This is a genomic window from Candidatus Palauibacter sp., from assembly GCF_965208055.1.
In the GTDB taxonomy this organism is placed as follows: Bacteria; Gemmatimonadota; Gemmatimonadetes; order Palauibacterales; family Palauibacteraceae; genus Palauibacter.
On the sequence record NZ_CBDBNY010000004.1, the window covers coordinates 597784 to 622847 of the forward strand.

Here is a 25064-nt window from a genome sequence, read left to right on the forward strand (position 1 = left end):
CCAGATGTACGAGTTGGACTTCAACACGGGTTTCGAGGTGGCACGCGCATCGGCTATCAAGCTGATTGTGCAGGGGCCTCCGCGGAATTGGAACGAAATGGTGATGGAGGGGGGAACGAGGAATCCGGGTCGCGGCTGACTAGACACCGTCGGCATACCCGCCATCCCTGGCATGCTCGGTTCATTCCGCAGGCTTGGCTGGCTATCCGTTCTCTCGCTTCGTACTCTCATGCGTGAAGCACCTTCACCGTTACACCATCGCCCCGTAGTACGCTGACCAACTTGAGACACGAAGAAACGCGTCAACGCCCGGAGCGCCCGACCGATCTTCCCTCCGCCTGGACCGTCGAAGGACGATGGACGGAGAGTGGCCAAGCCATCACCGTCCCCGTCCGGCACGAAGACGGTCGCCGCGGCGTCTATCGAGAGCTGCGGACTCCGCTCGACGACGTAGCCATACGCCGGTTCGAGAGAGAGCTCCGGCTGCTCTCACAAGTGGTTCAACACAGGTGCATCGTGACGCTCTTTGACTGGGCTGCCGGCGCGGATGCCCATTGGTACATCAGCGAGCGCGGCGACCCCTTCCCCCGCTGGTGGCGGCGGAAGAAATCGGAGTTGTTCGGAGATCCACCCGCGCTGGTCGCTGGCGCCGTGTCGGTACTGCATGATCTGTCATCGGCGCTTTCCCTCTGTCACGCGAACGGGATCGTCCACCGCGACATCAAGTCGAAGAACATCGTCGTCAAGGCGATGGAATCCGACTCGTGGCCCGTCCTGATCGATTTTGGTGTGGCGCACGTCGAGGACGACGAGCGTCTAACGCCTGTCAACGAAGCGGTGGGCAACGCACGATTCAGCCCGGACGTCATGAGACGCCGGATCTCGGACGTCGTGCCCTGGCTGGACGTCTTCAGTCTGAGTCAATTGCTCACTTGGATGTTGGATGAGGATGCTCCGAAGAGACACTGGCAGCGTCCCGTCCATTGGCAGTATGTGCAATACCCTGCCGGATTGCCGAGTGACGTGTTGTTGTCCCTCAGAGCGGTGACGGCCGCCTGTTCAAATCCGGCTGTCGCTCCCGCAGACGGCACGGAGTTGGTCGAACTCCTGGAACGTCTGTTCCCCAGCCGCGGTCGTGGCTCGGCCGGCCAAGTCGATACGGAAGCACTGGTCGCCGCGAAGATACGTGGTGAAGCGAGCGCCTTGCGTACCGAAGCGGCGCTTGAGGAGGAGATCCAGTCCTCCGCCCCACTTGCCGAGCGGGTATATGCCGAGCTGCGAGCCGTTGTGTTAGGGATCCTCGGTGACATCTCCTCGGATGAGGTCGCGACCAGAGTCATCTTGGACGCACCGTTCACCTACAGGGCCGTGGGTGCTACCGATCTTCTCTGGGTCGCCGTGGGTCCCGAAGCCTGTAGCATTCAACTGCGGCTTAAGGCGAAGATCGTGCCCTGGAGCGATCCGCTGCCGTCAGAAAGGGGGAATCGCGATTTCTGGCAGAAGCACATGCCCGAGGAGGCGATTTGCTTCACGTTTGCGCTAGAGGGCGGAGTAGTTGAAGCGTACGATACACGGTACTTGATGGGGAAGTGGATTACCGTTCAGCGGAATGGCTCGATTCGGTTGCATCCGTTGTCGGCGGCGTTCGGGAACTTCGGGAACAACGACTTGGGAGGATCAGCCGAGGGACCGGGCTTGAGCGCTTCGATGGAGGATGCCGGGAGTTTCGTAGCTTCCTTGGTGAGTCATGAGACCTATTGGGAGTACGTGGGTGCTCACGGATGAAGCGAGGGTGCCTTCGAGGCGGTAGGAAGTAGTTCGCTCCACTGCTTGGAGCACGGTAGTGCGGCGCGCCAGTAGGCCGAACCGCTTATATGCCTGGACGAGCGCGCTCCGTAGCAAGCGGCCAAGGCATGCCTCTGCGACTTCCGCCGGGACACGCGGTCGATCAGCGTGTACGCTGCCGTGACGTAACCCCAAGCGCTGGCGGACACGAACTGCGGCACCAGATCCCCCTCAACCGGGACTGCGGCGTATTTCAGACGCTCCATCTTTAGAGCGCGCTCCAGCCAAGTGAGCGCGTCGTCGGGCTGCTGTAATCCTGGTTTACTTCGGTTCTTCTCGATCACGTCACGCTCCGGCCGGGTAGGGACAAGCACGGTTCGCGCGGAAAACGTCTCGGGCGAGCCTCGATCACCGGAACTCGGCACTCATGCCTGCTCCCGGAAGTTCCGCAGCTCCTTTTCGCTCTTCGGATGGCAGTGCGGATGTACGGCCGCAAGGTTTTCAGGGATTGTCTTCCCGCCTCGCGAGTGCAAATCGATGTGATGAAGCTCAATCTGGCCTGGCCGCAGCTGCCCGGCGCACACTGCGCACTTCCCGTCTTGGCTTCGGAAGACCGTATCCTTCATGACAGGATCTGCCGTCCGCTGTGGATCCTTCGATTCCGGGGCAACGATCTCCGTCATCTTCTCCCGGAAGAAATCATACCGTGCCCGGATTGTCTCCCCCTGATCACTCGCCGTCTGCGTATGGACTCCGTAGCTCAACCAGTACGGATCCGTAGCGTCCCCCTCTCTCTTCTTCTTCCGCGCGACCGCGAAGGCATCGCGAAAATCAAGGAACGCACCGGCCAAGTTCTGCTGCCATCCCGTCACGGAATTGTCGAGCCATTCGTCCACCAGCAGCATTAGGGAGATGGCCTCGTGCGCGACGAGCCTGAATGTGAAGTGACCGTAGAGACTCCCTACCAGCGTGTTGAGAATCTTTCGGAACCGTTTCACATGCGGGTCATCGTCCGTGATCGACAGATGATCGTAGTAGAACTGATCGATCTGTCGGCGGGCGATGCCCCGATACTGCTTGGTGTCACGCCTTGCCACGAGCAACGAGAGCATCTGCGCAGCCATCTGACGACCTTCGGGCCGGCCCGGATTTCGGGCGAGCTCCCGGAAGAAGTCGTGACCCGGACAACGGTCCAGCCCCTGCTTGCCCCCGATCTGCAGGATGACCTCCGTCATTCCACCGGGCCATGCATCCCGGATCTCCTGCGGTTTCAATGGCGTGCCTCCTTGTTGCCGGATGAAAAGGTCACGCACAGCCTCCTTACTCGCGTCGGTCACCTTGACGACGATGAGCTCGGTGCCAAGGAATCGGTCACGATCTCCCTCGTCCAGATCGGCGAACGTCTTGTCTGCCCACGCACACCGTTCCTTCTTGGCCTCGTTCGTGAACAGCACACCAGGTGGCAGATCCTCCGCCGTGGGGTTGAGGAGCTTGAAGGATCCCTCGCGGAATCGGGACAGCGCCCGCAGCCGCTGTTGTCCGTCGATGACCTCAAATCTCTGGGCGATGATGCTCCCCTCCCGGTCCTCAATGAAGTGCAAATGGAAGCTTGGGATTGAGTACCCGCGGAGAACGGAGTCGATAAGTAGTTGCTGCTGTACCGGCGTCCAGACCTTCCCTCTCTGGTACTCGGTGTTCTCAAACATCATGTTCTTTTTTCGGAGGCCGAGTAGTTCCTCGACCCGCATGAACTCGGTTTCCGTCTTCACCCGGTGTACCTTCTTGTGGTGGAGGACTTCTTCTGGACGTACTCGATTGGCGGATGACCGATAGGAGACCCGCTAGAGCTAGAACGCGGGCAGGAGTATACGAGAGATGAACAGAATGCCCAAACGCCTGCTGTGGGGCGTGCTCCCGGTGGTGGTGGTCGGCGGCGCCCTCGCGGTGGGGGGCGTCCCGGGGTCGCCGGCGGCCGAGGCGGACGCGGGCCGCCTCGAGCGGCTCGGCGGCGCCCTGGCGTCCTACGTGGAGGAAGGGGAACTGGCCGGCGCCGTGGCTCTGGTCGCGCACGAGGGTGAGGTCGCCTACCTGGAGGCGGTCGGCCACCGCGATGTGGCGGCCGGCGATCCGATGGAGGCGGACGACATCTTCCGCATCGCCTCGCAGACCAAGGCCATCGTGAGCGTCGGCGTCATGATCCTGCAGGAGGAGGGCGACCTTCTCATCTCCGATCCGCTCGGCCGCTACCTGCCCGAATACATGGAGACGACGGTCGCCATCGCCGACGGAGCGGGCGGATACGAGATCGTGCCCGCGAACCGGCCGATCACGATCCGGGATCTGCTCACGCACACGGCCGGGATCGGCTACGGGGGCGGTCCCGGGGCGGAGTTGTGGGCGGAGGCGGGCATCCAGGGGTGGTACTTTGCCCACCGCGACGAGCCGATCCGGGAGACGGTGCGGCGCATGGCCGCGCTCCCCATGGACGCGCAGCCGGGCGAGCGTTTTGTGTACGGCTATTCCACGGACATCCTCGGCGCCCTCGTGGAGGAGGTGTCGGGCGAGCCGCTGGACGATTTCCTCCGCTCGCGGATCTTCGAGCCGCTGGGCATGGTGGACACGCACTTCTACCTGCCCGAGGAAAAGCGCGACCGGCTCAGCGTGGTGTATTCGGCCGGCGAGGGCGGACTCGTACCGGCCCCCGATCCGGGCGGCATGGTCGGCCAGGGCGCGTACGTCGACGGCCCGCGAACCAGCTTTTCCGGCGGCGCGGGGCTCCTTTCCACGGCCCACGACTACGCCCGCTTCCTGCAGATGATGCTGAACGGCGGCGAACTCGACGGCGCCCGCGTCCTGTCGAGCAAGAGCGTCGACCTGATGACGGTCAACCACGTCGGGGGCCGGTTCAACTGGGACGGCGGGGTCGGCTTCGGACTCGGGTTCAGCGTGCTGGCCGATCTCGGCGCGCGCGGAACCCCGGGCTCGGTCGGCGAGTACGGGTGGGGCGGGGCGTACCACTCGACGTACTGGGTGGATCCCGCCGAGGATCTCGTCGTCGTCTACTTCACGCAGCTTATCCCGACCGACGGCGTGGACGATCACGCGAAGCTGCGCACGCTGGTGTACCAGGCGCTCGACGAGATGCAATAGCCGCACGCGGCCCTCTGTTGTAGATCTGAGGGCCGCGCTCGCGAGCCGGAGTGGCGGAACTGGCAGACGCGCCGGACTCAAAATCCGGTGGGAGCAATCCCTTGAGGGTTCGAGTCCCTCCTCCGGCATGACCCCTCGGTCCGCTACGCTGAGCCCGCGCCCTCAAACGCCGGACGACGCGCGGGTGTCTTTCGTATCGTCGGGCGTGACCCTCACTTTCGACCGTGTTGCCGCGCCGAGCGCCACCATCGCCAGGAGCCCCGAACCATGCTGAAGCGCGTCGCAGTACCTCTCATCCTCACCTCCCTCCTCCTCCCGGCCCGGACGGCCGCGCAGGAGGCGGTGGCCGATGAAGACTTCATGGCCGAGATGGCATGGCGTTCCATCGGTCCGGCGAACATGGCCGGACGGGTCACGGACATCGAAGGGATTCCCGGCACCGGGACCTTCTTCATCGCCGGCGCCACGAGCGGGATCTGGAAGACGACGAACAACGGGACGACCTACCGGCCCGTGTTCGACAACGAGCGCGTCGTCTCGATGGGCGACCTCGCGATCGCGCCGAGCAACCCCGACATCGTGTGGGCGGGAACCGGCGAGGAGGACTCGCGCAACTCGATCTCGCCCGGAGGCGGCATCTACAAGTCCGTCGACGGCGGGCTCACGTGGGAGTTGAAGGGGCTCGAGGGGACACAGGCGATCGGCCGCATCGTCGTCCACCCGACGAAGGCGGACTGGGTGTACGTCGCCGCGCTCGGCCACCCCTGGGGCGCCAACGAGGAGCGCGGCCTGTATCGCACAAAGGACGGCGGCGATACCTGGGAGCGCGTGAACTTCGTGTCGGAGGACGCCGGGTTCGTCGACATAGACATGCACCCGCGGAACCCGGACATCCTCTGGGCCACGAGTTGGGAGCGCGTGCGCGGCCCGTACTTCCTGCAGAGCGGCGGCCCCGGCAGCGCGATCTGGAAGTCGACCGACGCGGGCGACACGTGGGAGAAGGTGGAGGGCAACGGCCTCCCGGAGACCATGCTGGGACGGCTCGAGATCGCCATCGCCCCGAGCTATCCCCAGGTCATGTACGCGATGGTCGAGGCGGAGGCTCCGGAGGAGGCCGATGAGGATGGCAACCGCCACGCCTCGGGACTCTACCGCTCCGCGGACGGCGGCGAGTCGTGGGAGTTCATGAACTCGAACAACTCACGGCCCTTCTACTATTCCGGCGTCTGGGTGTCGCCGGACGATCCCGATTTCATCTACTGGTCTTCTCTCTTTTTCTCGCGGGACGGGGGCCGCACGGTGGGGAACCCGGCCCAGGGCGTGCACGTGGACTATCATGCACTGTGGTGGGACTCGTCCGATCCGGACCACTTCATACTGGGCAACGACGGCGGCATCGCGATCACGTGGGACCGGGGCGGCAACTTCGAATTCCCGAACCGGATCCCGATGGGGCAGTTTTATGCGGTCAGCTACAACATGGACACGCCCTATCGCGTCTGCGGCGGACTGCAGGACAACTATACGTGGTGCGGCCCCAGCAGCCGCGCCGGCGGGTCCATCGACAATCACATGTGGTATTCGATCGGGGGCGGCGACGGCTTCTACGCGCCACAGGACCCGACGAACCCGGACATCGTGTTCGGGGAATCGCAGCAGGGACGGATCTACTGGCGGAACACGCGCACGGGCGAGCGGCACCAGTTGCAGCAGCCCGACTGGCGCGAGCGCACGCAGACGCTGCGCGATTCGGTCGCGATCCTGACGGGCGATGACCCGGACAATCCCCCGGCGGCGAACGTGGCGCAGATCGAGGAGCTGCAGGCTCTGGTCGCGCAGGACTCGGCGCTGTACGACATGCGCTTCAACTGGAACACGCCGCTCGAACTGTCGCCGCACGATCCGCAGACGCTGTACATCGGGGCGAACCGGGTCCTGAAGTGGACGTACGACACGGATGAGATGACGCCGATCTCCGACGACCTCACCTACGCCGATCCGGAGAAGATCGAGATCGCCTACAACACGACGGGCGGCATCACCCCGGACGTCACGGGAGCGGAGAACTTCGCCACGATCGTCTCGCTCGCCGAGTCGAAGCTGAACGAGGGCGAACTCTATGCGGGGACGGACGACGGACGCGTCTGGAGGACGCCGGAGGGGGCGGAGTGGATCGAACTCACGGATCGCTTCGAGGGCGTTCCGGAGGGCACGTACGTGAGCCGGATCGAGCCGTCGAGCCACGATCCGAACCGCTTCTACGTGACCTTCGACAACCACCGGCGCGACGACTACACGCCGTACGTCTACGCCACGGATGACGCCGGGGAGAGCTTCCGCTCGATCTCGTCGAACCTCCCGACCGGCGCGCCGGACTTCGTGCATGTGGTCCGGGAAGACCCGGTGAACCCGGACCTCCTCTTCGTGGGGACGGACGTGGGGGCCTATGTCTCCACGGACCGGGGCGGGTCCTGGACGCGCTTCATGAACGGGCTGCCCACGGTGCCGGTCCACGACCTGAAGATACATCCGCGGGAGAGCGAGATCATCGCGGGCACGCACGGGCGCTCGATTTTCGTGGCGGACATCTCCCTCCTGCAGCAGCTCGAGGGCGGGCGCCTGCCCGAGGCAGTGACGGTGTTCCAGCCGAAGACGGCGATCCAGTTCGGAGATTCGCCGGTCGGCGGCGAATTCGTCGCGCAGAGCAACTTCCAGGCGGACGCGGGCGACTACGGGGCGCAGATCTCCTACTACGTCCCGGAGGATGTCGCGGAAGGGCTGGCCGAGGCGGCCGCGGCAGAAGCGGAAGCGGAGGCAGAAGCAGAGGCTGAAGAGGCCGAGGAAGGAGCCGAGGAAGAAGCCGAAGAAGAGGAAGCCGCGGAGGCGCCTCGCGGGCCGCGGGGTGGAAGCGCCCGCCCGCAGGCCTCGATCGCGATCCTCAACGCCGCGGGGGATACCGTGCAGACGATGAACGGCCCGGCCACCGCCGGCGTACAGCGGGTGCGGTGGACGTTCAACCGGCGATCGGCGCCTCGGGAGCCGTCGCCGGCGGATCGGCTGGACAGCCTTCGCACCGCGCGCATGTACGAGGCGGTCGGGGACTCGCTCGTCGAGCACGAAGGGGTCGCGCGGGAGACGATGGACCAGGTGCTGTCGATGATGCAGGGCGGCAACCAGGGCGCGATCATCCGCATGTTCGGCGGCGGAGGAGGAGGAGGAGGCGGTGCCGGTGACGACTGGCAGGAGCGGCCGGCCGAGCGCTATCCGCCGCCTGGACAGGCGGGGCGGGGCGGAGGCCGGGGAGGGGGCCGCACCGCGGCCATGGCTGCCGCCGCGGCCGCCGCGAGCGGCGCCGACCCCGCGGCCATGCGCACCGTCTTCCAGCAAGTGGCCGAAGCCGTGCGCGAGCGCGGCGGCATGTCGACCTTCCGCCGCTTCTTCGGCGGCGGCGGTGGCGGGGGCGGCCTGGCCGATCCCGGCGCCTACACCGTGGCGATCACGATCGGCGACGAAACCCATACGATCCCGCTGGACGTCGTACGGAAGGAAGGCTTCGGGTTCTGGGACGAGCCCGACGGAGAGGACGACCGTTAGGAGGCCGTGGCTCCGGTGGCCCGCCGGAGCGGCAAACGTTCGCCGCTCCGGCGGTGTCGCACGACGCGGTAGCCTTCAGCGGCGGACCAGCGGACCCCCGGAGACCGGGACGGGCGGATGATGACGAACAGAGAGGGGAACAGCGCGTCGATCCTGGAGAGGATCCGGAAGCGGCGCATGGTGCAGATCGCGCTCGTGTATGTGGGCGCGGCCTGGCTCGGCGTGGAGATCACCGACTTCATCGTCGGCACCTACGCGTTCTCGAGGAAGGTCCTCGACACCGTCGTCTTCCTCGCGATCCTGGGTTTCCCCGCGTTTCTCGTCATCGGCTGGTTTCACGGCGAACGGGGACCGCAGCGCGTCCGCCGGGCGGAAGCCTGGCTCCTGGTCACGCTGGTCACGTTGGGCGCGATCGGCACCTACCGGATCGCGACCGCCGAACCGGGAGCCGGGGGCGGCGCGGAGATGGCAACGCCAGCCACCGTCGCGGATGGCGTGGACGGCCGCGGGGACGGGCTGGATTTCGCGGGTGCGACGCCCGACCTGGGGCGGAACTCGCTCGCGGTCCTGCCCTTCCGCAACAACGTGCCCGACCCGGAACTCGAGTGGCTCGGCTCCGGGCTCGCGGACCTGCTCACGACGAACCTGGCGCAACTCCCCGATTTGCTCGTGGTCGGCCGGCAGAGCCTCTACGACCTCATCACCGAAGGCGGGCTCTCCGAGGAAGACGAAATACCGGAGTCGCTGGCGCTGACCGTCGCGCGCGGGGCCGGCGCCAGGCTGCTGCTGTGGGGAAGCGTGACGGGAACCGCCGACGACATGCGCATCGACGCGCAACTGATCGAACTCGAGAACGGCACGGTCGCCTCGGCCGACTTCGCCCGGGGCAGCGACGTGTTCGAACTCGTGGACACGCTGACCGTGCGTCTCGCTTCCCACCTCTCGGATCTCTCGGGTGCGCCGCTGCCGGCCGAGGTCGCTCGCATCAGCCACCTGGGGACGCGGGACCTGGAGGCGTGGGCCGCGTTCCACCGCGGCAACTCCCTCGCGAGGGCCGGCGACCTGGAGGAGGCCGAAGCCCACTACGAGCGGGCGGCCGAGATCGACACCGCCTTCGCGCTCCCGCTACTGGCCTCGCGCGAGGAGGCCGAGTCGTGGCGGCAGTTCGGTCCGGAGTGGCGGGAGGCATGGTTCGATTTCAACCCAGAGGACGTGGATCCCGCGACGGTGGATCCGGTCGATCTCGGGCGTGCATTCGCCGCCGGCCTCGTGGACGGCGAGGCCTTCAACGTCATCGTGCAAGCGGCGGAATTCGACGAGGACGGCCTCGCCGACCTGGCGCGGGGCCGCTCGGAGGCCGAACGCCGACGCGCCGACTGGCGTGAACGGCGCACCGTCCAGCTTCTCCACCGCTTGCCGGAGGACTTGAAGCGGCAATTGGAAGGACTGAGCGGGGAAGAGTTGCGCGTCACACTCGACTCCCTCACGGGCCGCACGCGGTCTGCCGTCCGCCTCCTGTTCGGCGAACCGCCGCCCGCCGCCAGCCCGACCGACCGGCCCCCGGACCCACCGCAGCGCCGCGAACCCGGGAGACGCCGATAGCGGCGAAACGCCCGGCGTTTCGGATCGCCATGCTGGACGAATTCCGGGACAACGGCCATGTTCCAGGGGTCATTGTGGGACATGTCGTAATCGCATGCGCAGGATGGACGCGCGCCGCCTCGCGGCGGTGGCGTCCTCGACACATCAGGGAGGCCACATGAAGCGAAGGGCGTTTCTCCGAACGGGACTCACGGGCGCCGGCGTGGCCGGCATCGCCGCCGCACCCCTTGCCGCACCCCTCGCGGGCGCTACGGCGGCGCACGGCCTCGACACCATCTTCAACCCCCGCCGACCGGGACGTGACTACAACGGCCCCGTCCGGCTGAGTTCGAATGAGAACCCGCTCGGCATCGCTCCATCGGCGCGGCAGGCGATCGTCGACGGACTCGACGAGGCGAACCGCTATCCCGGCGCGACCGGCGAACTCGTGCGCGAGGCGCTCGTCGCGCGCCTCGGCGTCAAGCCCGGCCAGCTCTTCTTCGGCTCCGGCTCGACCGAGATCCTGCGCATCGCCGCGGCGGCGTGGGCAGCGCCCGGCGGACGCCTCATCTACGCCGAGCCGACGTACGAGGATGTCCCCAGGTACTCGCAGCCGTTCGCCTACGATCACGTCACGGTTCCGCTCACGAGCGACTACGCCCACGACATCGACCGCATGCGCGAAGAGGCCGCCAAGTCGTCGGCGCCGAGCGTGATCTACTTCTGCAACCCGAACAACCCCACCGGCACGCTCACCTCGACCGGGCCGATCATGGACTGGATCCGGGACGAGAGCGAGCAGCACCTCTTCCTCGTCGACGAGGCCTACTTCGAACTCGCGGACGATCCCGGCTACGAGACCTTCGTCCCGCTCATCGAGCGCCATCCGAACCTGATCGTGGCCCGCACCTTCTCCAAGGTGTACGCCATGGCCGGGATTCGGCTCGGCTACGGGATCGCGCACGAGGCCACCGTTCAGCGCGTCCTCCCGTTCGCGACGCGGAACGCGCCCAACCACGTCGCGGGCGTGGCGGCCGTCGCCTCGCTCGCCGACGAGGAGTTCTTCGCGAAGAGCGTGAAGACGAATGACGAGGCGAAGGCGATGATGTACGATGCCCTTGGCCAACTCGACATCGAGGTGCTGCCGAGCCACACGAACTTCATCATGCACCGGATCAAGGGAGAACTCGCGACCTACAACGAGCGCATGTACGAGGCCGGGTTCAACGTGGGCCGCCCGTTCCCGCCGATGACCGACTGGAGCCGGCTCTCGATGGGCCTCCCGTCGGACATGGAGAAGCTCGCCGAGGTCATGATGGACTTCCGCAAGAAAGACTGGATCTAGCTGGACTACCCCAGGTGTGAGCAACGACGTGGACGTGTGGGCGAAGGACCAGACCGCACGCGGTGTGGGATGGTGTCACGGGCAATCAATGGCGGGGGCATGCCTCCCCGGCCAGCGATGGCGTAAAGAGTACGGCCCGCGGAACGAGGCCGTCTTCCCGGATCGCGTACAATAGAGATTTGTCGCCGGTCCACCACAGCACTTCATCATGCACGGTTCGGGCAACGAGATGACCCGTGTGGACGTCGATAACCTCGATCACTCCATCCATCATCTTCTTTGAATCCAGCGGTACGAACGGCACGGGATCGGCCACGGCATCCCTCCACTCCTCGTCCGCTACCGTCGTCGTAATCCACAGAAGTCCGTCCGCGTGCTTCAAGTCGATGATGACCGACGGTGCCGGAGCCTCCAGCGGATATCCCTCCATCGGCGGGCTTGGCGTAAACCAGTCAGGCTGCCCCTCCAACCGAATGACGCCGCCCGGATCTTGGGGATCCCACGCCTCGACGGCGTACTCCGTGGGCAGTGCCCGCCACACTTTCCGTCCTCATCCGGTTGCCAGCGGCGAAGGGAAGAAGCGACGCATCGCATCGTCCTTGGGTATCGCGGCGATCATCTCGAGCGCGTTCCCATCCAGATCGATGGCTTGAGTGATCTCGGCGCGCTCCGAGTCGTCGGTGCGACCCCAGCCCGCCAACACGAACCCCGAACCGGAAGCCAGCGGCACGAAGTTAGTCGCGAACCTCGCACCGATGTCTGTCAACCGAACCGGCTCCCATGCCGCCGACAGATGTGTAATCCGCCGAATGTACGGATCCAGCACCAGTACGCCGCCGTCGGGCAGGGGCCGCAGCATGCCGTGGCCCGGCTCGAAGAACTCGCCCAGCCCCTCTCCGCCCCGCCCGAACCCCTCTCGGTAGCGGCCTTAGCCATCGTATACGAGCCTCTCCGCACCGTCCTCCGGCGTGGCAAGCACGAAATCGCCGGAACTCCCCTGATCCATCAATCTGGCGGTGGTGACTTATTCAGCCCATCCCTAGTCAACGGCGGCGCCCTGGCACGTCTACGCTCCGGGAACGACGCCGCGCTCGGCTTCCCGCCGCTTCGACTACGGGCCGACCGCTGGGGGTGGCGACGCTGACGGTTCGGGACGCAAGGACGGATCTCTTGAGAGCAAGTTCACCGCGCGGGAACTCGACCTCATGACCGTGCTGTGGGAGAGAGGGGCCTCGGCCGTCGCGGAGGTTGGCGAATCAACGCGGATTCGATTGCGACCGACACACCGGTGTTGTACGGTGCTTGATCTCCTCTGGGCCTGAGCGGGAACGATACGAATATGTTCGGACGGGCAATGCGCTCCAGCTAACGGTTGCGCAAGGGTGCGGGCGGACGGGTGTCGGAAGTAGAGGTACAAGGTAGCAAAGGAGCCACAGATGAGTCCGGGTGAAATGATGGGATGGGTGGTCGTCGTCGGTTTCGTCCTGACGATGATCGTCACCATCCTCGCGCTCGTAGGAATCTTGAACGTGCGGGAGACGTACCTGAAGCGGCTTTTTGCCGTCTTGGTGGTCGAGATGGTTGGTGCCGGGTTCTTCTTGTTCTACCAGTCGTTTGGCCGCGAGCTCGACGCCGGATTCGATCCCGAACCTTCCAGTGAAGTATACCTTTTCGACCGGTTGGGTGAACCGTTCGAGTCCGTGCTGTTGACCGGCGAGGACACAGTCAAGGCGTTTCCAGGCATCGACAGGGACGCGCTCCGTGACGTGGTTCGCAGCATCGACGTCGATGGCGACAATTTGGTGATTCGCTCGCGGGAAGGAGTGCTGCTGGGGAGGGTGCCGGAGGCGGCCGACGCCATCGGAACAGCGTTTTTTACGCCCGAGCAGCTGTTGGCGCTCGGACTACACTACGCCGAATGTGCGGTTCGAGAAGAAGGGGCTTGCGTTTCACGCCGTAGCGCCCCGCAGGCTGTGGATTACTTGCTGAAAGCCATCGCCGCGGGGGCCGAAACGTCAGTACAGGAATCAGCGGCGACGCAACTGGTGTTTCTCTTAGGATACATCAACCAATGCAGCGACTTCCGCCAGCTCGCCGACGCGATCACGCGAACACGCATGCCCCCCAGGCGATATCATGAGCTTGGGGAGATTTATCTCGCGTCTTCACGCAGCCTCGGAGTCGAGGGGGATTCGGATCGGCGGCTTGAGGCTAGGAAAGCCGCGCTGAAATACTACTTGGCATACCTTACGGAGCTTGATCCGACCGCGGCTTCGGATACCACCGGTGTGGCGATGGGCGCACGTGCCCGTGTCCGGGAATTATGGGGGCCGCTGGCAGACCACCTCCCTCAGGTGGGCGACAACGAAGCTCCAGCCTTCGAGCGGGGCGCCCGTAACGCTGCAGATCCGACGGGAATGTCCCGTACGTTGATGAGGCAGTATAGCGATGGCATTGTGCCTAACTTCACGTGCGACAATCAGTGAGTTCGTTGTTGCGAGTAAATCATCTGGATGTGATGGTGGTGCGACGCAACCGAATAGATTGTTCCGTGCATACGGTCACACACAACCTTGCCCACAAGCATGCATGATCCAAACGGTCCGCCCGTGGAGGATGGCAACGACCGGGACGCCACCGATGCCGGGGTGCACGGACCGGACTCGCTGGTCTTCAAGTCGGACCGGCCGTGGCCGAACGCCCGTCTGCGCGTGGGCGCGATCGTGGGGCACGCGACACCCGATTCGGTGCGGCTGTGGCTGCGCGCGGGCGGTCCGGGACGCTTCACGCTGCTGCTCTACGATTGCGGCGAGGCGATCGAGTCTTCTTCCGTGCGGGCGGAGCTTCGGGCCGCGCTCGGCAGGGTGCCGGTGTCGGCGGAGGAGACCGGCGACATCCTGAACGCAACGCACACCCTTCCCTTCGAGGTGGCCGGGTACGCCGACGACACCACGCGCGTGCTGGACATCGGCGATCTGCGGCCGGACACGCGCTACGGCTACGCGCTGCATTCGGCCGGCGACGGCGGCAAGGTGATCCTGGGACACAACCGCCTGCGCAGCTTTCGCACCCCGCCGCGGGAAGACGAACGGCGCCGGTTCCAGATCGCGCTCTTCTCCTGCCACATGCCGTACCGCGTGAGCGGGCTGTTCCGGAAGCGGACCGATGTGGGCGACATCGATGCCTGGGACTTCCTCGGCGCGACGCTCGAACGGCACCGCGACGACGTCGACGTGGTGATCGCCGGCGGCGACCAGTGCTACAGCGACGGGGTGGCGACGCTGGACATCTGGAAGATGCTGAACCGCGGCATGCGCCGGGAGGCGGGCGAGCTGCTGCCCGACGAGCGGTCCATGCGGAGCTGGTACCGCGACATCCACCGGGGATACTGGGGCTTCGAGGGCGTGCGCCGCGTCTTCGACGCCTACCCGACCTACATGATCTGGGACGACCACGAGATCGGCGACGGCTGGGGGTCGCACTATCTCGCCGACGATGGCCCGGACGACGGCTTGGCGCGCATTCTCCCGGACCTCGAGGAAAAGGGGCTGACCCGCGACGACGGGAGGCGCCTGGTTCGCCGCATGTTCCGCGCGGCGTGCGATGTGTACCGGGAGTATCAGCACAGCCACAACCCCCCGACCGATGCCGGCGTGTGGGACTACTCGTTCACCCGGGGCGGCGCGGCCTTCTACGTGCTGGATGGCCGCGGCCACCGCGACATCGAGCGCGACGGCTTCCGCATCCTGGGCGAGGCCCAGTTTCGCCGCTTCGAGGCGTGGGCGGAGGCGCTCGATCCGGAGGAGACCCCGTTCATGTTCGTGGTTTCGGCCGTGCCCGTGCTGCACGCGAGGTCGGCCCTGGCCAACGCGGACCTCAGGTTCCCGCTCCGCGAGGCGGGACTCGGAGACGACCTGCGCGACTCGTGGGAGCACAGCCTGCACGACGAGGAGCGGGCCGCGCTCATGGAGGTGCTGTTTCGGGCGGCGCGACGCGGCGTGCGGCCCTGCATTCTGAGCGGCGACGTGCACGTGTCGGCCGTCTTCGACATCGCCGACGATGACGGACACCGCGTCTGGCAACTGACCTCGAGCGCCGTGACCTACCACGTGCCCCGCGCGCTGGGCTGGGCGCTGCGGTTCGGAGCGGCCGACGACGGAGAGACCCCGGAGGGATACGCGTTCAGCCGGCTCGCCCTCTACACGGGCACCTCCTACGCTCTCATAGAGGTGGATCCCGACGCGGGCGAGGCATGGTTCAAGCTGTACGGCAAGCAGATCGTAGAGGAACCGACCCCGGAGCGGGGCAGGCAAGCCGTGCCCCTCAGCCACTCCGTCGCCAAGATCAGACTGTTCTGACCTATGACCGGAAGGAAGCCGATGGCCGGGAAGCGCCTCATGCACGGGGTAAACCGCCGTTGCCGTGCCGTGCCTCGTGCAAACCCAAGCATTCATAAGGATAGGTTCACCCATTCGGACAAGTATCCACACGAGGTCCGAGGCGGACACGATCTTCTCTTCTTCGTGTTGTTACATCGTCTGGAGCATTTTCTCCGCTAACTTTGGTGGCACACAGGCCACTTGGCGGCGCGCCCACGCGTGCCCAAGAGTCGCAAGAATCTTTCAACGACGGGGTATGATGATGAGCACGAGCGCGCACTTCTTCGATGATTCGGGCGCACCGTCTACGGTCCAAGCCCGCTCAAACGGATCTGCCTTTCGCCGCTTCGCTTTGATCGTTTTGGTTCTGTTCACCGGCGCTTGCTACAACTATCGATCGATCGCAGCTCAACCAGCCGGTCCAGAAGCTGTGGGCGGTAGCCGCGGTGCGGCGACGGATCCGCAACGCGACGTGGTGTGGGCAAGATGGTGGGGGCTCGTGCAGGAGTCACCACAGATAGACAACTGTAACGGGCAGCCCCTTCACGAGGTGACGGTGCGTCGCAACTTCCTTCACGCGTTGGTCACCGTGATCTCGCTGGGGAGTTTTTCGCCCGCTGTCGTCGAATGGACCTGCGCCAAACCCGCCGGTTCAGGCGTTATCCCCGACGGAAACAGCCGGACGCATACGCTTGACGTCCGGTTGTCAGGGTTGGAGTCATGAGGGCGCCCCGCGCCCACGACACCGGCCTAGACAAGTTCCAAAACTGGCACAACAACGTCAGTCAGGAGCTCCGCCGGATCGTAGACGTTTGGAACGCCCAGCCGAGTCGTCACACGTTACCGGGGTACAATCGCACCACGCGGGCGCTTCAATCGCTGATCGGCGAGTCCCTCGACGCGGGCGAAGAGATCCGAGCTCTCGGCGGCGCGTGGTCGTTCTTGCCTGTTGCCGCAACCAGTGGCACACTGATTAACACCAAGCCGCTCAACTATAAGTTCGCGATCCCCGGGAGCGCGGTGATGACCGGCTTTCAAGGGGAACGAGACAACCTCTACTTCGTGCAGGCGGGCAACTCAGTCGCCGAACTTAACTGGTATCTGTTCGACCAGGGGAAGTCCCTCCCGACTAGCGGCGCCAGCAACGGACAGACGATCTCGGGTGCGCTCTCGACTGGCACCCACGGGTCGGCCATCGATTTTGGTGCGATTCCCGAGTTCGTGAAGGCGATTCACCTCATCGTGAGTCCAACGCGGCATGTCTGGCTGGAGCCAGCGTCGAACCCCGTCGTGCGCAACAGCAGGCTCCCCGACCGGCTCGAAACGGAGGTGATCCGTGACGACGATCTCTTCCACGCCGCGCTCGTGAGCTTCGGGAGCTTTGGCATCATTCACGGCATCGTCATCGAGGCCGACGACCGGTATTTTCTGAATATGTTTCGCACGAAGCTCAAGCGAACGCCCGGTCTCAGGCGGTTCATGGAGAACCTCGATTTCACGGCCTTCCACGCGCCGGGGCCCGCGCGAGGCGCGCGGGCCCACCACTTGAGCGCGATCATTAACCCATTCGATCCCGGTCACGTGTACGTGACCGCGATGTATCGCCACCGGACGATGCCGCCGGGCTCCCGTCTTCCAGATCAGCCGTCCGGGGTCACACCGGGTGACGACGCGCTTAGTGTGATCGCCGTCCTCACGGATCGCTTCGACATCGCGCCCCTCCTCATGCGGCGCCTCCTCGACTCAGAACTGTACAACCTCAAGAACGTGGCGGGCACTCCCGGCCAGATCTTCCGCGACACGACAACGCGAGGGCGCGCGGCATCGAGCGCAGTCGGGGTCCCTCTTTCAACAGTCAATAGGGTGATCGATCTGTTTCTTGAGGCACATAGGGCCACTGAGGCACCGGCGCTTATTGCGACCCGATATGTCAAATCCACTCGCGCGACTCTTGGATTCACCAGCTTCGATGACCGCACGGCAATCGTGGAGATTGACGGACCCGATAGCGAGCGTGTTCGCGACATGCACAGGCAAGCATGGAATGCCTTGAGATCCAACGAGATCCCACACCGGTTCCACTGGGGAAAGCAGCACGATCTCACCGCCGATACATTCCGGATTGCTTACGGCGACGCCCGAGTAAGATCCTGGGTCGCATCTCGACAAGCGCTGCTCGAAAACGGGGAGTTGCGCGACGCATTCCTAAACGACACGGTTCGGGGCATTCTGGCGTAGCTTCCGGCGAGGGAGATGCTACGGGCGGCGGCGTACGCGCCTCGCGGGCGCCGGCGGAGAGGGCGCGCGACGCGTTCGATGGCCGCTACGGGGAGGCCCACCCGAAGACCGTGGAGAGTGCTCGAGGGCGACTGGGACCGGACGGCCTTCCACGATTTCTCGGAGCAGCACTGGCGGCACTTTTGCGGACAACCAACGCGGTGGAGAGCCCGTTCGCCTCGGTCCGGTGGCGCACGACCGCGGCCCCGCCCGCTCGACGCCTTCATGCTCCAGCCCTTCGCCGCTCGGTTGTGGTCCTGCAGCCGGAACGCCTCCGGCCCCAGCCGCTTCCGCGCCCGCCTGAGCAGCCGCGTCAGAACCCGCACCCCGTCGCACAGCAGCTGGCTGTCGGTGGGCGGACGGATGTGCGTCTCCGTTACCGTGCTGTCGATGCGCACCTTGCAGCCCCCGTCTCCACCTTCCCGCCGCCGGCCGTGTCCACCAGCCTTCGGCTGATCCGCTCCCATACCTCCGCCTACACCGATCCGATCGACTTCTGGAGCGCCGACTTCTTCGGCGGCCGCAGAGGATCGACCCGCGCGAAGTGCCGCGCCGAGGCCGAGTCCAGGAGCGCGAACTCCAGATTCCGGTAGTGCGATTGCCACAACTGCTTCAGGATCCCACACCTGAGAACCACTTCGCACCGAGGCCCCGACCGACCGCGTCGCGATCTCCGGCCTCGGTTCAACTCTGTCGAGATCCAGTCCAAAAACTCCGGGTGAAGATCCAGGATCGCCGATACCCGCTGTCGGTAGGGGGTGAAAAAGTGACAGGTATGGCGGCCGAAAAAGTGACACATCGGTCGTTCCCGTAGGCCGGGTGGAGCAGCCGCTCCGTCCGGGAACGCGGAACTTGGCGTCTTCCACTTCGGGATGGAGGCGCCGGTGATCGGATGGGAGCGACGCGTGCTTTTGCGACACTACCTGGACGAAGGACTGACGGTGACGGAGATCTCCCGCGAATTGGGGATCAGCCGTCAGACGATCTATCGCTGGATCAACGAAGGGGAGCTGGACCGGGACCTCGAGGAGGTCCGCTACGGTCCGCGGCCCCCGGTGCCCACGAAGCTGGATCCGTACAAGGCGATCGTGCGGGAGCGGCTGGAGGAGTACCCGGAACTGACGGCGGTCCGGCTGCTGGCGGAGATCCGTGCAGCGGGACACCCCGGCGGCTACACGCAGCCGAGGGAGTACGTCCGGAAGGTCCGGCCCCGTGCTCCGGCCGACCCTCTCGTGCGGTTCGAGACGGACCCGGGAGTGCAGGGCCAGGTGGACTTCGCCCACTTCCGCTTCCCGTGGGGCCGCCGCTACCTGCTTCTGGTCGTGCTCGGCTACTCGCGGCTGTTGTGGCTCCGGTTCTACCCGCGGCAGGACATGCCGACGCTGCTCAAGGGTCTGGAGGCGGCCTTCGGCTTCTTCGGAGGCGTGCCGCGGGACCTCCTGTTCGACCAGATGAAGAGCGTGATCGTCCGGGATCTGAGGGGCGAGGGCGGCCGCGTGACCGAGAACGCCGAGTTCCTCCGCTTCGCCGCGCACTGGGGCTTTCGGCCCAAGGCCTGCCGGCCCTACCGGGCGAAGACCAAGGGGAAGGTCGAGCGCCCCATCGGCTACGTTCGCAAGAGCTTCGCCTACGGCCGCAGCTTCGCCGGCTCGCCTCGGTGCCCCGGGTCACCATCGAACGGCGTCCCCTGGCCGAGTACGACCGCCTCGCCGCGGGGATCTCGTGACGCCCGCCAAGCGGCCAGGCCGCCGCGACCGATCGGCGCCTAGCTCGCCGACCTCAAGCTCCCCGGTGCGCTCGAGGCCCTCGACCCCATCCTATCCGGCGTCGACGGAGGCCGCTTCACCGCCGCCGAGGCGATCGAGAAGCTTCTCGCCGCCCAGATCGACCTGCGCAACAACCGCAGGCTCCAGGCCGCCATGTGCGCCTCCCGGCTCCCGGCCGTGAAGACCCTGGCCGACTTCGACTTCAGCTTCCAGCCCTCGATCAAGCGCGAGCAGATCGACTCCCTGCGCGAACTCTCCTTCCTCGACCGCAAGGAGAACGTCGTCTTCCTCGGGCCCCGGGCGTCGGGAAGACCCATCTGGCCATCTCGCTCGCCGTCGCCACCGCCGAGCGCGGACGGCGCATCTACTACGGCGCCCTGGCCGACCTCATCACCTCTCTCGAGGAGGCACAGGCCGCAGGCCGACTCCAGCAACGGCTCAAGGTCCTTACCCACCCGGCCTGTTGATCGTCGACGAGATCGGATACGTCCCCATCTCGCGCACCGGAGCCACGCTCTTCTTCCAGCTCGTCAACCGGCGCTACGAGACCGGCTCCACCATCCTCACCTCCAACCAGAGCTTCGAGGAGTGGGGGCGCATCTTCGGCGACGAGGTCATGGCGACCGCACTGATCGACCGGCTGCTCCACCACTGCCACATCGTCAACATCCGCGGTAACAGCTACCGCATGAGGCAGCACGCCGATGTCTTCAACACCCTCCGCAACAACCCCGCGACCACGGAGACCGAGACGTCACCTTGAGGCTCGTCCCCTCCGGCCGGGTGTCACCTTTTTCGGCCGCCATTGACACCCGCTCCAGCGTCCGCCCCATCTCGTGGTCTGGGTATCCCGTCTCGAACAGACTCCGCTGCGCCGCCCGCCTCCGCTGACCGTGGGAACGCTCTGCTCCCACCCATCATACTGCCGGGCATCCCGTCGGTTCAAGCCGAAAGCGATCCCCGTGGGACGACGCATCTATCATCACAGCAAATACTTGTGAGTTTACGGACAAGAACTAGCTAAGCCAACCGGCGTACATTAGGAGGATTCACCGTCGAAGCGAACCTCGTGCGACGCCTCTCTCGGATGAACTTGCAGCACCCTTGACAGAGGCCCTTCCATATCAGAACTCGCCAAGAGCTGAACAACGTCTCGAAGGCATGCCGGATCGCGGGCTACAGCAGGCAGCACTCTACGAGATCCGAAGGAACTCCAGATGTACGGGGCCGAGGGGCTGCTGGACCGCATGCCGGGGGGCTCGGGGTCCTCACCCGAAGCGCGTCGCCTCGGAGGGTGGAGGGGGCGATCCTGGCACACGCCCTCACGCACCCGACGCACGGGGGGCTCAGTGGGTGGCCGACGAGCTCATGCTGAGTACTCCGGTCGGGAGGACCGGCACCCCTACGAGCTGTTCCTCCAGATCGAGGAAATCGAGCACCGGAAGACGAAGGTGGGCCGACCGCAGTCCAACGGCTTAATCGGGCGGTTCCACCGCACGCTGCTGGACGAGCACCTCAGGGTGAAGGGACGGACGACCTGGTACGAGTCGATCGAGGAGATGCAGACGGATCTGGACGCCTAACTCGAGACCTACAACCGCAACCGTCCGCACTGCGGCCGCGGCATGGAGGGGAAGACCCCGTATCAGGTCTTCAAGAAGGGGATCCGGAAGCCCCGGAGCCCGAAGAAGTTAACCAGGAAGGAGGTGACGACCGCAGCCTGAAGCGCCGACCTCGGCGAGCCCGGGTGTCAGGTGGATACCGTATGTGGACGCCCCCATGGTGGGCAAGCGGGATTCGGAACCGAGTCGGTGGCAGTATGGTCAGGTACTGTCGTATGTCCGGCCTCTTGATGCAGCCCTTTTTTTTGGCCGCGGGCCCGTATGGTGTTCGTGAGATCGGATCCAAATCGTACTTGCGGGCTCTCAGGCCCTCCGGTAATCACTGGTTTTTCCGACCCCGTCTTGCTGACTGTGTGCCCTTACCCGTTTCTCGCGTCCTGTTGCCCACACCTCCCGGCAGCGCCTCTTGCTTCGCTTCTTCTTTCGCCGCCCGCTCAGGCGGCAGCTCGAACTCGGTAAGCCTCCTTTCTTGTGGCCAGCGCCCAGACCCTCCGCGCCGTCCTGTTGGCGAGCGCCACCGCGACCACCTTCCTTGGCTTGCGCGCCAACATCCCGGCCAGCCACGGATCCGTGATCTCGCTGCGTCGGCTCGCGTGCTGAACGACCGCCATGGCTCCCGTGACCAGGAGTCGTCTCAGGTCTCTCTGGCCCATCTTCGATATCCTGCCCAGCCTCGGCTTGCCGCCGGTGCTGTGCTGCCGCGGCACGAGGCCGAGCCAAGCCGAGAAGTCGCGGCCGCGCCGGAAGCTCTCCATCGGCGGTGCGAAGGCCTGCAACGCCATCGCGGTGACCGGTCCCACTCCGGGGATCGTCATCAGCCGCGCTGTCTCTTCGTTCTGCCGCGCGCTCGTCTGGAGTTCGCGGTCGAGCCCATCGATCTTCTCATCGAGTTCACCGATCCGCCCAAGCAGCAGCCAGCCCAGTTCGGCGACCGCCTCCGGCAGGCCACAGTCCCCGTCTTCGAGCACCGCGGCCAACTGCCTGATCCTGGCCCTGCCCTGGGGAGCGACAACGCCGTACTCGGCGAGGTGGCCCCGCAGCGCGTTGATCGTCTGCGTCCGCTGGCGCACCAGCAGGTCACGCGTGTGAAAGAGCATCCCCTGCGCTTGCTGCGCTTCGGTCTTGACCGCCACGAAGTGCATGGTCGGACGCTGCGCGGCCTCCGTGATCGCCTCTGCGTCGGCCGCCTCGTTCTTGTTCCTCTTGACGAAGGGCTTCACGTAGATCGGTGGAACCAGTCTCACTTCGTGGCCGAGCGCCCCGATCTCACGGCCCCAGTAGTGGGCGCTGGCGCACGCCTCCATCGCCACCGTACACGGCGGCTGTGAGCCGAGAAAGCCCAGCAGCTTCCCGCGGCTCAGCTTCCTGCGGTACGCAACCGACCCGTCCGCCCTCGCCCCGTGTACCTGAAAGCTGCGCTTCGCCAGATCGATCCCGATGATGGCAACCTCTTCCATGTGGATGCCTCCTCTCTCAGATGGTCGACTGCATCGCTTCAGCACCATCTTGGCACATCGCGATGCCGTCGGGAGGGGGCGTCCACTCCATCGTACTTGTACACCCCGTGTACCTGAAAGCTGCGCTTCGCCAGATCGATCCCGATGATGGCAACCTCTTCCATGCGGCTGCCTCCTCTCTCAGGTGGTCGACTGAATCGCTTCAGCACCATCCTGGCACATCGCGATGCCGTCGGGAGGGGCGTCCACTCCATCGTACTTTGTACAGGCGGCTTGCGGCGGACTTGACCGCTACACGGCACGAGCTTATCCTTCCACACTTCCACATCGTTCGCTAGCTGCAAGCACCCGTTCACGCACATGCCGCAAGGAGAGATCCACCATGAACTTCCGAATCAAATGGTCCACCCTCCTCCCGACCACCTTGACGGCTTCCGTTATTGCCCTGTTCGCGATATCCTCCGCCGCAACGCAAGGTAGCGCAACAAACACCGCAGTCTGCGGTCCTCACGAAGGCCCTTTGTGCCGTGAGTGGTGCGCGTCATTCTGCTCACCGCCAAACCAAGATATGTGTTGCACGTGGAAGTACATATACTTCGACAAAATCCAGTAACCATAATTTCCTTGCTTGTCCACGCCTAGCGTCGCCGATTACGAACTCCATTCCAATCGGAGGATTACTCGTGTCTCAATCGATAAGTGTCGGCGCCAAAATACTCTGGGTGCTCTCCTTGGGCGCGCTCCTTGCTTGGTATGGGTGGACGCGCTTAGGCGGGAGATCTGCGTCCTTCATCGTTGAGCCAGTATCCAACGAGGTGGCCAGAGTTATTCACGAGAACAATGACAGCATGTTTGCGGTGAGTACAGGCCATAGACCGGTCGTTGTTTATTCTCACTATTTTTGTCCCTTTTGCCGTGAGCTGTGGGACAGCGTAGAAAGTCTTGTGTACGACGGGACAGATCTAATATCCGTCGCCGTTTACGTGCGACATCTTGTGGAGCCAGATGATCCGACATATTATGCTGCTTTGGCTGCCGAATGTGCGGCGGAACAGGGTGAGTTTCGAAGCTACAATCGCGAGATATACGCTCAAGTGGACACCGGACAACGTCAGTTCACGCCCGAGCTGCTTCAGGAGTTGGCCGATGGCATCGTCACGGACCTGACAAAGTTCTCCACGTGCCTCAACGAAGAAGTATACAACTCACACCTCGTTACGGCAGGCGAAGAAGCGCGGTTGCTAGCCGTCCGGGGCACTCCCGTCACAGTAGTGGGCAAGCAAGCAATAACGGGGACCCCGGCGCGAAGTGCGTTGCGCAGTATGTTCGAACAAGGGAAAGAGGAGCCCTAGGCGAATGGCGACACGGCTTGGATTTCGGGCGATCGTAACCGGTCGGTCGGCGGAAGGGATTCTGCTGCTCGCCTTGACTGGAGCGATTGGCTGCGGCGAAGCGGACCTAGATGACGGGGGCGCGGGGCCTCCCGTCGGGGGGGCACGGGATCTGGATCGGGGACAAGAACAGGTCGGAGGCCTGACGGGAAATTCTGTGTGGACCCGCTCCGTACGTATCGGTCAAGCCGTAGGTCCAGATCACGATGTACTTTACCGAGTAAGCGCGGGTTTTCGCGATAGTGACGGTCGCGTGTTCGTGGCGAACGGCGGCACGAACGAGATTCGGGTATATGCCAGGAGCGGTGAGTTTCTTAATGCTTTTGGGGGTGACGGTGATGGTCCGGGAGAGTTCAGGAACCTAAGAGATGTCGTGGCATTTGGTGTAGATTCAATCCTTGCCTTGGATTCTCGTGGCGGGCGCTTAACGGTATTCGCAAAGGACGGGGGGTACGGTCGCTCATTCAGCGTGTCATTACCTGATCAGCATGCCAACATCCGACGCGTCTGGGTTGTTGGCGAGAGGAACAATATACTGCTCGCGATCAATGCCGGCGTAGACCCACGACGGATTGCCTTCGCGCGCGATTCGATACGCATCTTGAGAATCCCCAATGACTCTTCGGAGGTGCGAGAGGTACTCACCGTGGCTGACCGATGGTGGGAAAGTTATCGTACTGCGACAGCATTTGGCCTTCGCGCTGCCGCCGCCGGTCC

Annotated in this window: 17 protein-coding genes, 1 tRNA gene and 2 pseudogenes; 14 read left to right on the plus strand and 6 right to left on the minus strand. The window is 64.8% G+C overall.

What is annotated here, in order from left to right; genetic code table 11:
- Positions 1 to 282: 282 nt before the first annotated feature.
- Entirely contained in the window at positions 283 to 1785 is a 1503-nt protein-coding gene (locus tag ACOGXI_RS02825; RefSeq protein ID WP_419937390.1) for a protein kinase domain-containing protein, read from the plus strand.
- 425 nt (positions 1786 to 2210) lie between these two features.
- Here ACOGXI_RS02825 and ACOGXI_RS02830 read toward each other — a convergent pair whose 3' ends face one another.
- Positions 2211 to 3554: an HNH endonuclease family protein gene (locus ACOGXI_RS02830; protein ID WP_419937391.1), complete on the minus strand. Its 1344-nt coding sequence runs from the start codon at positions 3552 to 3554 to the stop codon at positions 2211 to 2213.
- Positions 3555 to 3660: 106 nt separating this feature from the next.
- Between ACOGXI_RS02830 and ACOGXI_RS02835 the strand changes: the two genes are divergently transcribed.
- The 5 genes from ACOGXI_RS02835 to ACOGXI_RS02855 all read left to right on the plus strand — a co-directional run bounded on the left by ACOGXI_RS02835 (position 3661) and on the right by ACOGXI_RS02855 (position 11455).
- A complete protein-coding gene (locus tag ACOGXI_RS02835; RefSeq protein ID WP_419937392.1) occupies positions 3661 to 4935 on the plus strand; it encodes a serine hydrolase domain-containing protein in 1275 nt (424 codons plus the stop codon).
- A 44-nt stretch (positions 4936 to 4979) separates the two neighbouring features.
- A tRNA-Leu gene (locus tag ACOGXI_RS02840) sits at positions 4980 to 5063 on the plus strand.
- A gap of 139 nt (positions 5064 to 5202) precedes the next feature.
- The gene (locus ACOGXI_RS02845) at positions 5203 to 8529 is read left to right on the plus strand and encodes a VPS10 domain-containing protein (protein ID WP_419937393.1); all 3327 of its coding nucleotides are present in this window, start codon (positions 5203 to 5205) and stop codon (positions 8527 to 8529) included.
- Positions 8530 to 8646: 117 nt separating this feature from the next.
- The gene (locus tag ACOGXI_RS02850) at positions 8647 to 10131 is read left to right on the plus strand and encodes a hypothetical protein (protein ID WP_419937394.1); all 1485 of its coding nucleotides are present in this window, start codon (positions 8647 to 8649) and stop codon (positions 10129 to 10131) included.
- Positions 10132 to 10288: 157 nt separating this feature from the next.
- Positions 10289 to 11455 (plus strand): pyridoxal phosphate-dependent aminotransferase, encoded by a 1167-nt coding sequence (locus ACOGXI_RS02855; protein WP_419937395.1) that lies wholly within the window; start codon positions 10289 to 10291, stop codon positions 11453 to 11455.
- Positions 11456 to 11540: 85 nt separating this feature from the next.
- Here the strand turns inward: ACOGXI_RS02855 and ACOGXI_RS02860 are convergent, their stop codons facing one another.
- Both ACOGXI_RS02860 and ACOGXI_RS02865 read right to left on the minus strand, forming a co-directional pair.
- The gene (locus tag ACOGXI_RS02860; RefSeq protein WP_419937396.1) at positions 11541 to 11885 is read right to left on the minus strand and encodes a hypothetical protein; all 345 of its coding nucleotides are present in this window, start codon (positions 11883 to 11885) and stop codon (positions 11541 to 11543) included.
- A gap of 120 nt (positions 11886 to 12005) precedes the next feature.
- On the minus strand, positions 12006 to 12314 hold the full coding sequence (locus tag ACOGXI_RS02865; protein WP_419937397.1) for a hypothetical protein: 309 nt from the start codon (positions 12312 to 12314) through the stop codon (positions 12006 to 12008).
- 577 nt (positions 12315 to 12891) lie between these two features.
- Here ACOGXI_RS02865 and ACOGXI_RS02870 point away from each other — a divergent pair.
- The 4 genes from ACOGXI_RS02870 (at position 12892) to ACOGXI_RS02885 (ending at position 18072) form a co-directional block, all read left to right on the plus strand.
- Positions 12892 to 13941 (plus strand): hypothetical protein, encoded by a 1050-nt coding sequence (locus tag ACOGXI_RS02870; RefSeq protein ID WP_419937398.1) that lies wholly within the window; start codon positions 12892 to 12894, stop codon positions 13939 to 13941.
- A 162-nt stretch (positions 13942 to 14103) separates the two neighbouring features.
- A complete protein-coding gene (locus tag ACOGXI_RS02875) occupies positions 14104 to 15813 on the plus strand; it encodes an alkaline phosphatase D family protein (protein ID WP_419937399.1) in 1710 nt (569 codons plus the stop codon).
- A gap of 277 nt (positions 15814 to 16090) precedes the next feature.
- The gene (locus ACOGXI_RS02880; RefSeq protein ID WP_419937400.1) at positions 16091 to 16558 is read left to right on the plus strand and encodes a hypothetical protein; all 468 of its coding nucleotides are present in this window, start codon (positions 16091 to 16093) and stop codon (positions 16556 to 16558) included.
- A complete protein-coding gene (locus ACOGXI_RS02885; RefSeq protein WP_419937401.1) occupies positions 16555 to 18072 on the plus strand; it encodes an FAD-binding protein in 1518 nt (505 codons plus the stop codon). Before ACOGXI_RS02880 ends, ACOGXI_RS02885 begins: the two co-directional genes overlap by 4 nt.
- A 514-nt stretch (positions 18073 to 18586) precedes the next feature.
- Here the strand turns inward: ACOGXI_RS02885 and ACOGXI_RS02890 are convergent.
- Positions 18587 to 18748, minus strand: a complete 162-nt coding sequence (locus ACOGXI_RS02890) for a hypothetical protein (protein WP_419937402.1) — start codon at positions 18746 to 18748, stop codon at positions 18587 to 18589.
- Between the two features lie 247 nt (positions 18749 to 18995).
- On the opposite strand from ACOGXI_RS02890, the gene istA reads away from it, so the two are divergent.
- The 3 genes and pseudogenes from istA to ACOGXI_RS02905 all read left to right on the plus strand — a co-directional run.
- Positions 18996 to 19880, plus strand: a complete 885-nt coding sequence (istA, locus tag ACOGXI_RS02895) for an IS21 family transposase (RefSeq protein ID WP_419937403.1) — start codon at positions 18996 to 18998, stop codon at positions 19878 to 19880.
- 45 nt (positions 19881 to 19925) lie between these two features.
- Positions 19926 to 20640: pseudogene (gene istB / locus ACOGXI_RS02900) on the plus strand (IS21-like element helper ATPase IstB).
- A gap of 610 nt (positions 20641 to 21250) precedes the next feature.
- Positions 21251 to 21601 (plus strand): annotated as a pseudogene (locus ACOGXI_RS02905) (integrase core domain-containing protein); the annotation flags it as partial.
- 332 nt (positions 21602 to 21933) lie between these two features.
- On the opposite strand, the gene ACOGXI_RS02910 reads toward ACOGXI_RS02905, so the two are convergent.
- Both ACOGXI_RS02910 and ACOGXI_RS02915 read right to left on the minus strand, forming a co-directional pair.
- Positions 21934 to 22956, minus strand: coding sequence for an IS110 family transposase (locus ACOGXI_RS02910; RefSeq protein WP_419937404.1), 1023 nt, complete (start codon positions 22954 to 22956; stop codon positions 21934 to 21936).
- Between the two features lie 38 nt (positions 22957 to 22994).
- Entirely contained in the window at positions 22995 to 23120 is a 126-nt protein-coding gene (locus ACOGXI_RS02915) for a hypothetical protein (protein WP_419937405.1), read from the minus strand.
- A gap of 519 nt (positions 23121 to 23639) precedes the next feature.
- Between ACOGXI_RS02915 and ACOGXI_RS02920 the strand changes: the two genes are divergently transcribed.
- Complete coding sequence (locus tag ACOGXI_RS02920; RefSeq protein WP_419937406.1) at positions 23640 to 24308, plus strand: DsbA family protein; 669 nt, start codon at positions 23640 to 23642, stop codon at positions 24306 to 24308.
- The last annotated feature ends 756 nt before the right edge of the window (positions 24309 to 25064 follow it).

Coding starts and splice junctions, on each gene's coding strand:
- ACOGXI_RS02835 (WP_419937392.1), top strand. CDS start 3,661: ATGAACAGAATGCCCAAACGCCTGCTGTGGGGCGTGCTCCCGGTGGTG.
- ACOGXI_RS02845 (WP_419937393.1), top strand. CDS start 5,203: ATGCTGAAGCGCGTCGCAGTACCTCTCATCCTCACCTCCCTCCTCCTC.
- ACOGXI_RS02850 (WP_419937394.1), top strand. CDS start 8,647: ATGATGACGAACAGAGAGGGGAACAGCGCGTCGATCCTGGAGAGGATC.
- ACOGXI_RS02855 (WP_419937395.1), top strand. CDS start 10,289: ATGAAGCGAAGGGCGTTTCTCCGAACGGGACTCACGGGCGCCGGCGTG.
- ACOGXI_RS02860 (WP_419937396.1), bottom strand. CDS start 11,885: ATGGAGGGATATCCGCTGGAGGCTCCGGCACCGTCGGTCATCATCGAC.
- ACOGXI_RS02865 (WP_419937397.1), bottom strand. CDS start 12,314: ATGCTGCGGCCCCTGCCCGACGGCGGCGTACTGGTGCTGGATCCGTAC.
- ACOGXI_RS02870 (WP_419937398.1), top strand. CDS start 12,892: ATGAGTCCGGGTGAAATGATGGGATGGGTGGTCGTCGTCGGTTTCGTC.
- ACOGXI_RS02880 (WP_419937400.1), top strand. CDS start 16,091: ATGATGATGAGCACGAGCGCGCACTTCTTCGATGATTCGGGCGCACCG.
- ACOGXI_RS02885 (WP_419937401.1), top strand. CDS start 16,555: ATGAGGGCGCCCCGCGCCCACGACACCGGCCTAGACAAGTTCCAAAAC.
- ACOGXI_RS02910 (WP_419937404.1), bottom strand. CDS start 22,956: ATGGAAGAGGTTGCCATCATCGGGATCGATCTGGCGAAGCGCAGCTTT.
- ACOGXI_RS02915 (WP_419937405.1), bottom strand. CDS start 23,120: ATGGAAGAGGTTGCCATCATCGGGATCGATCTGGCGAAGCGCAGCTTT.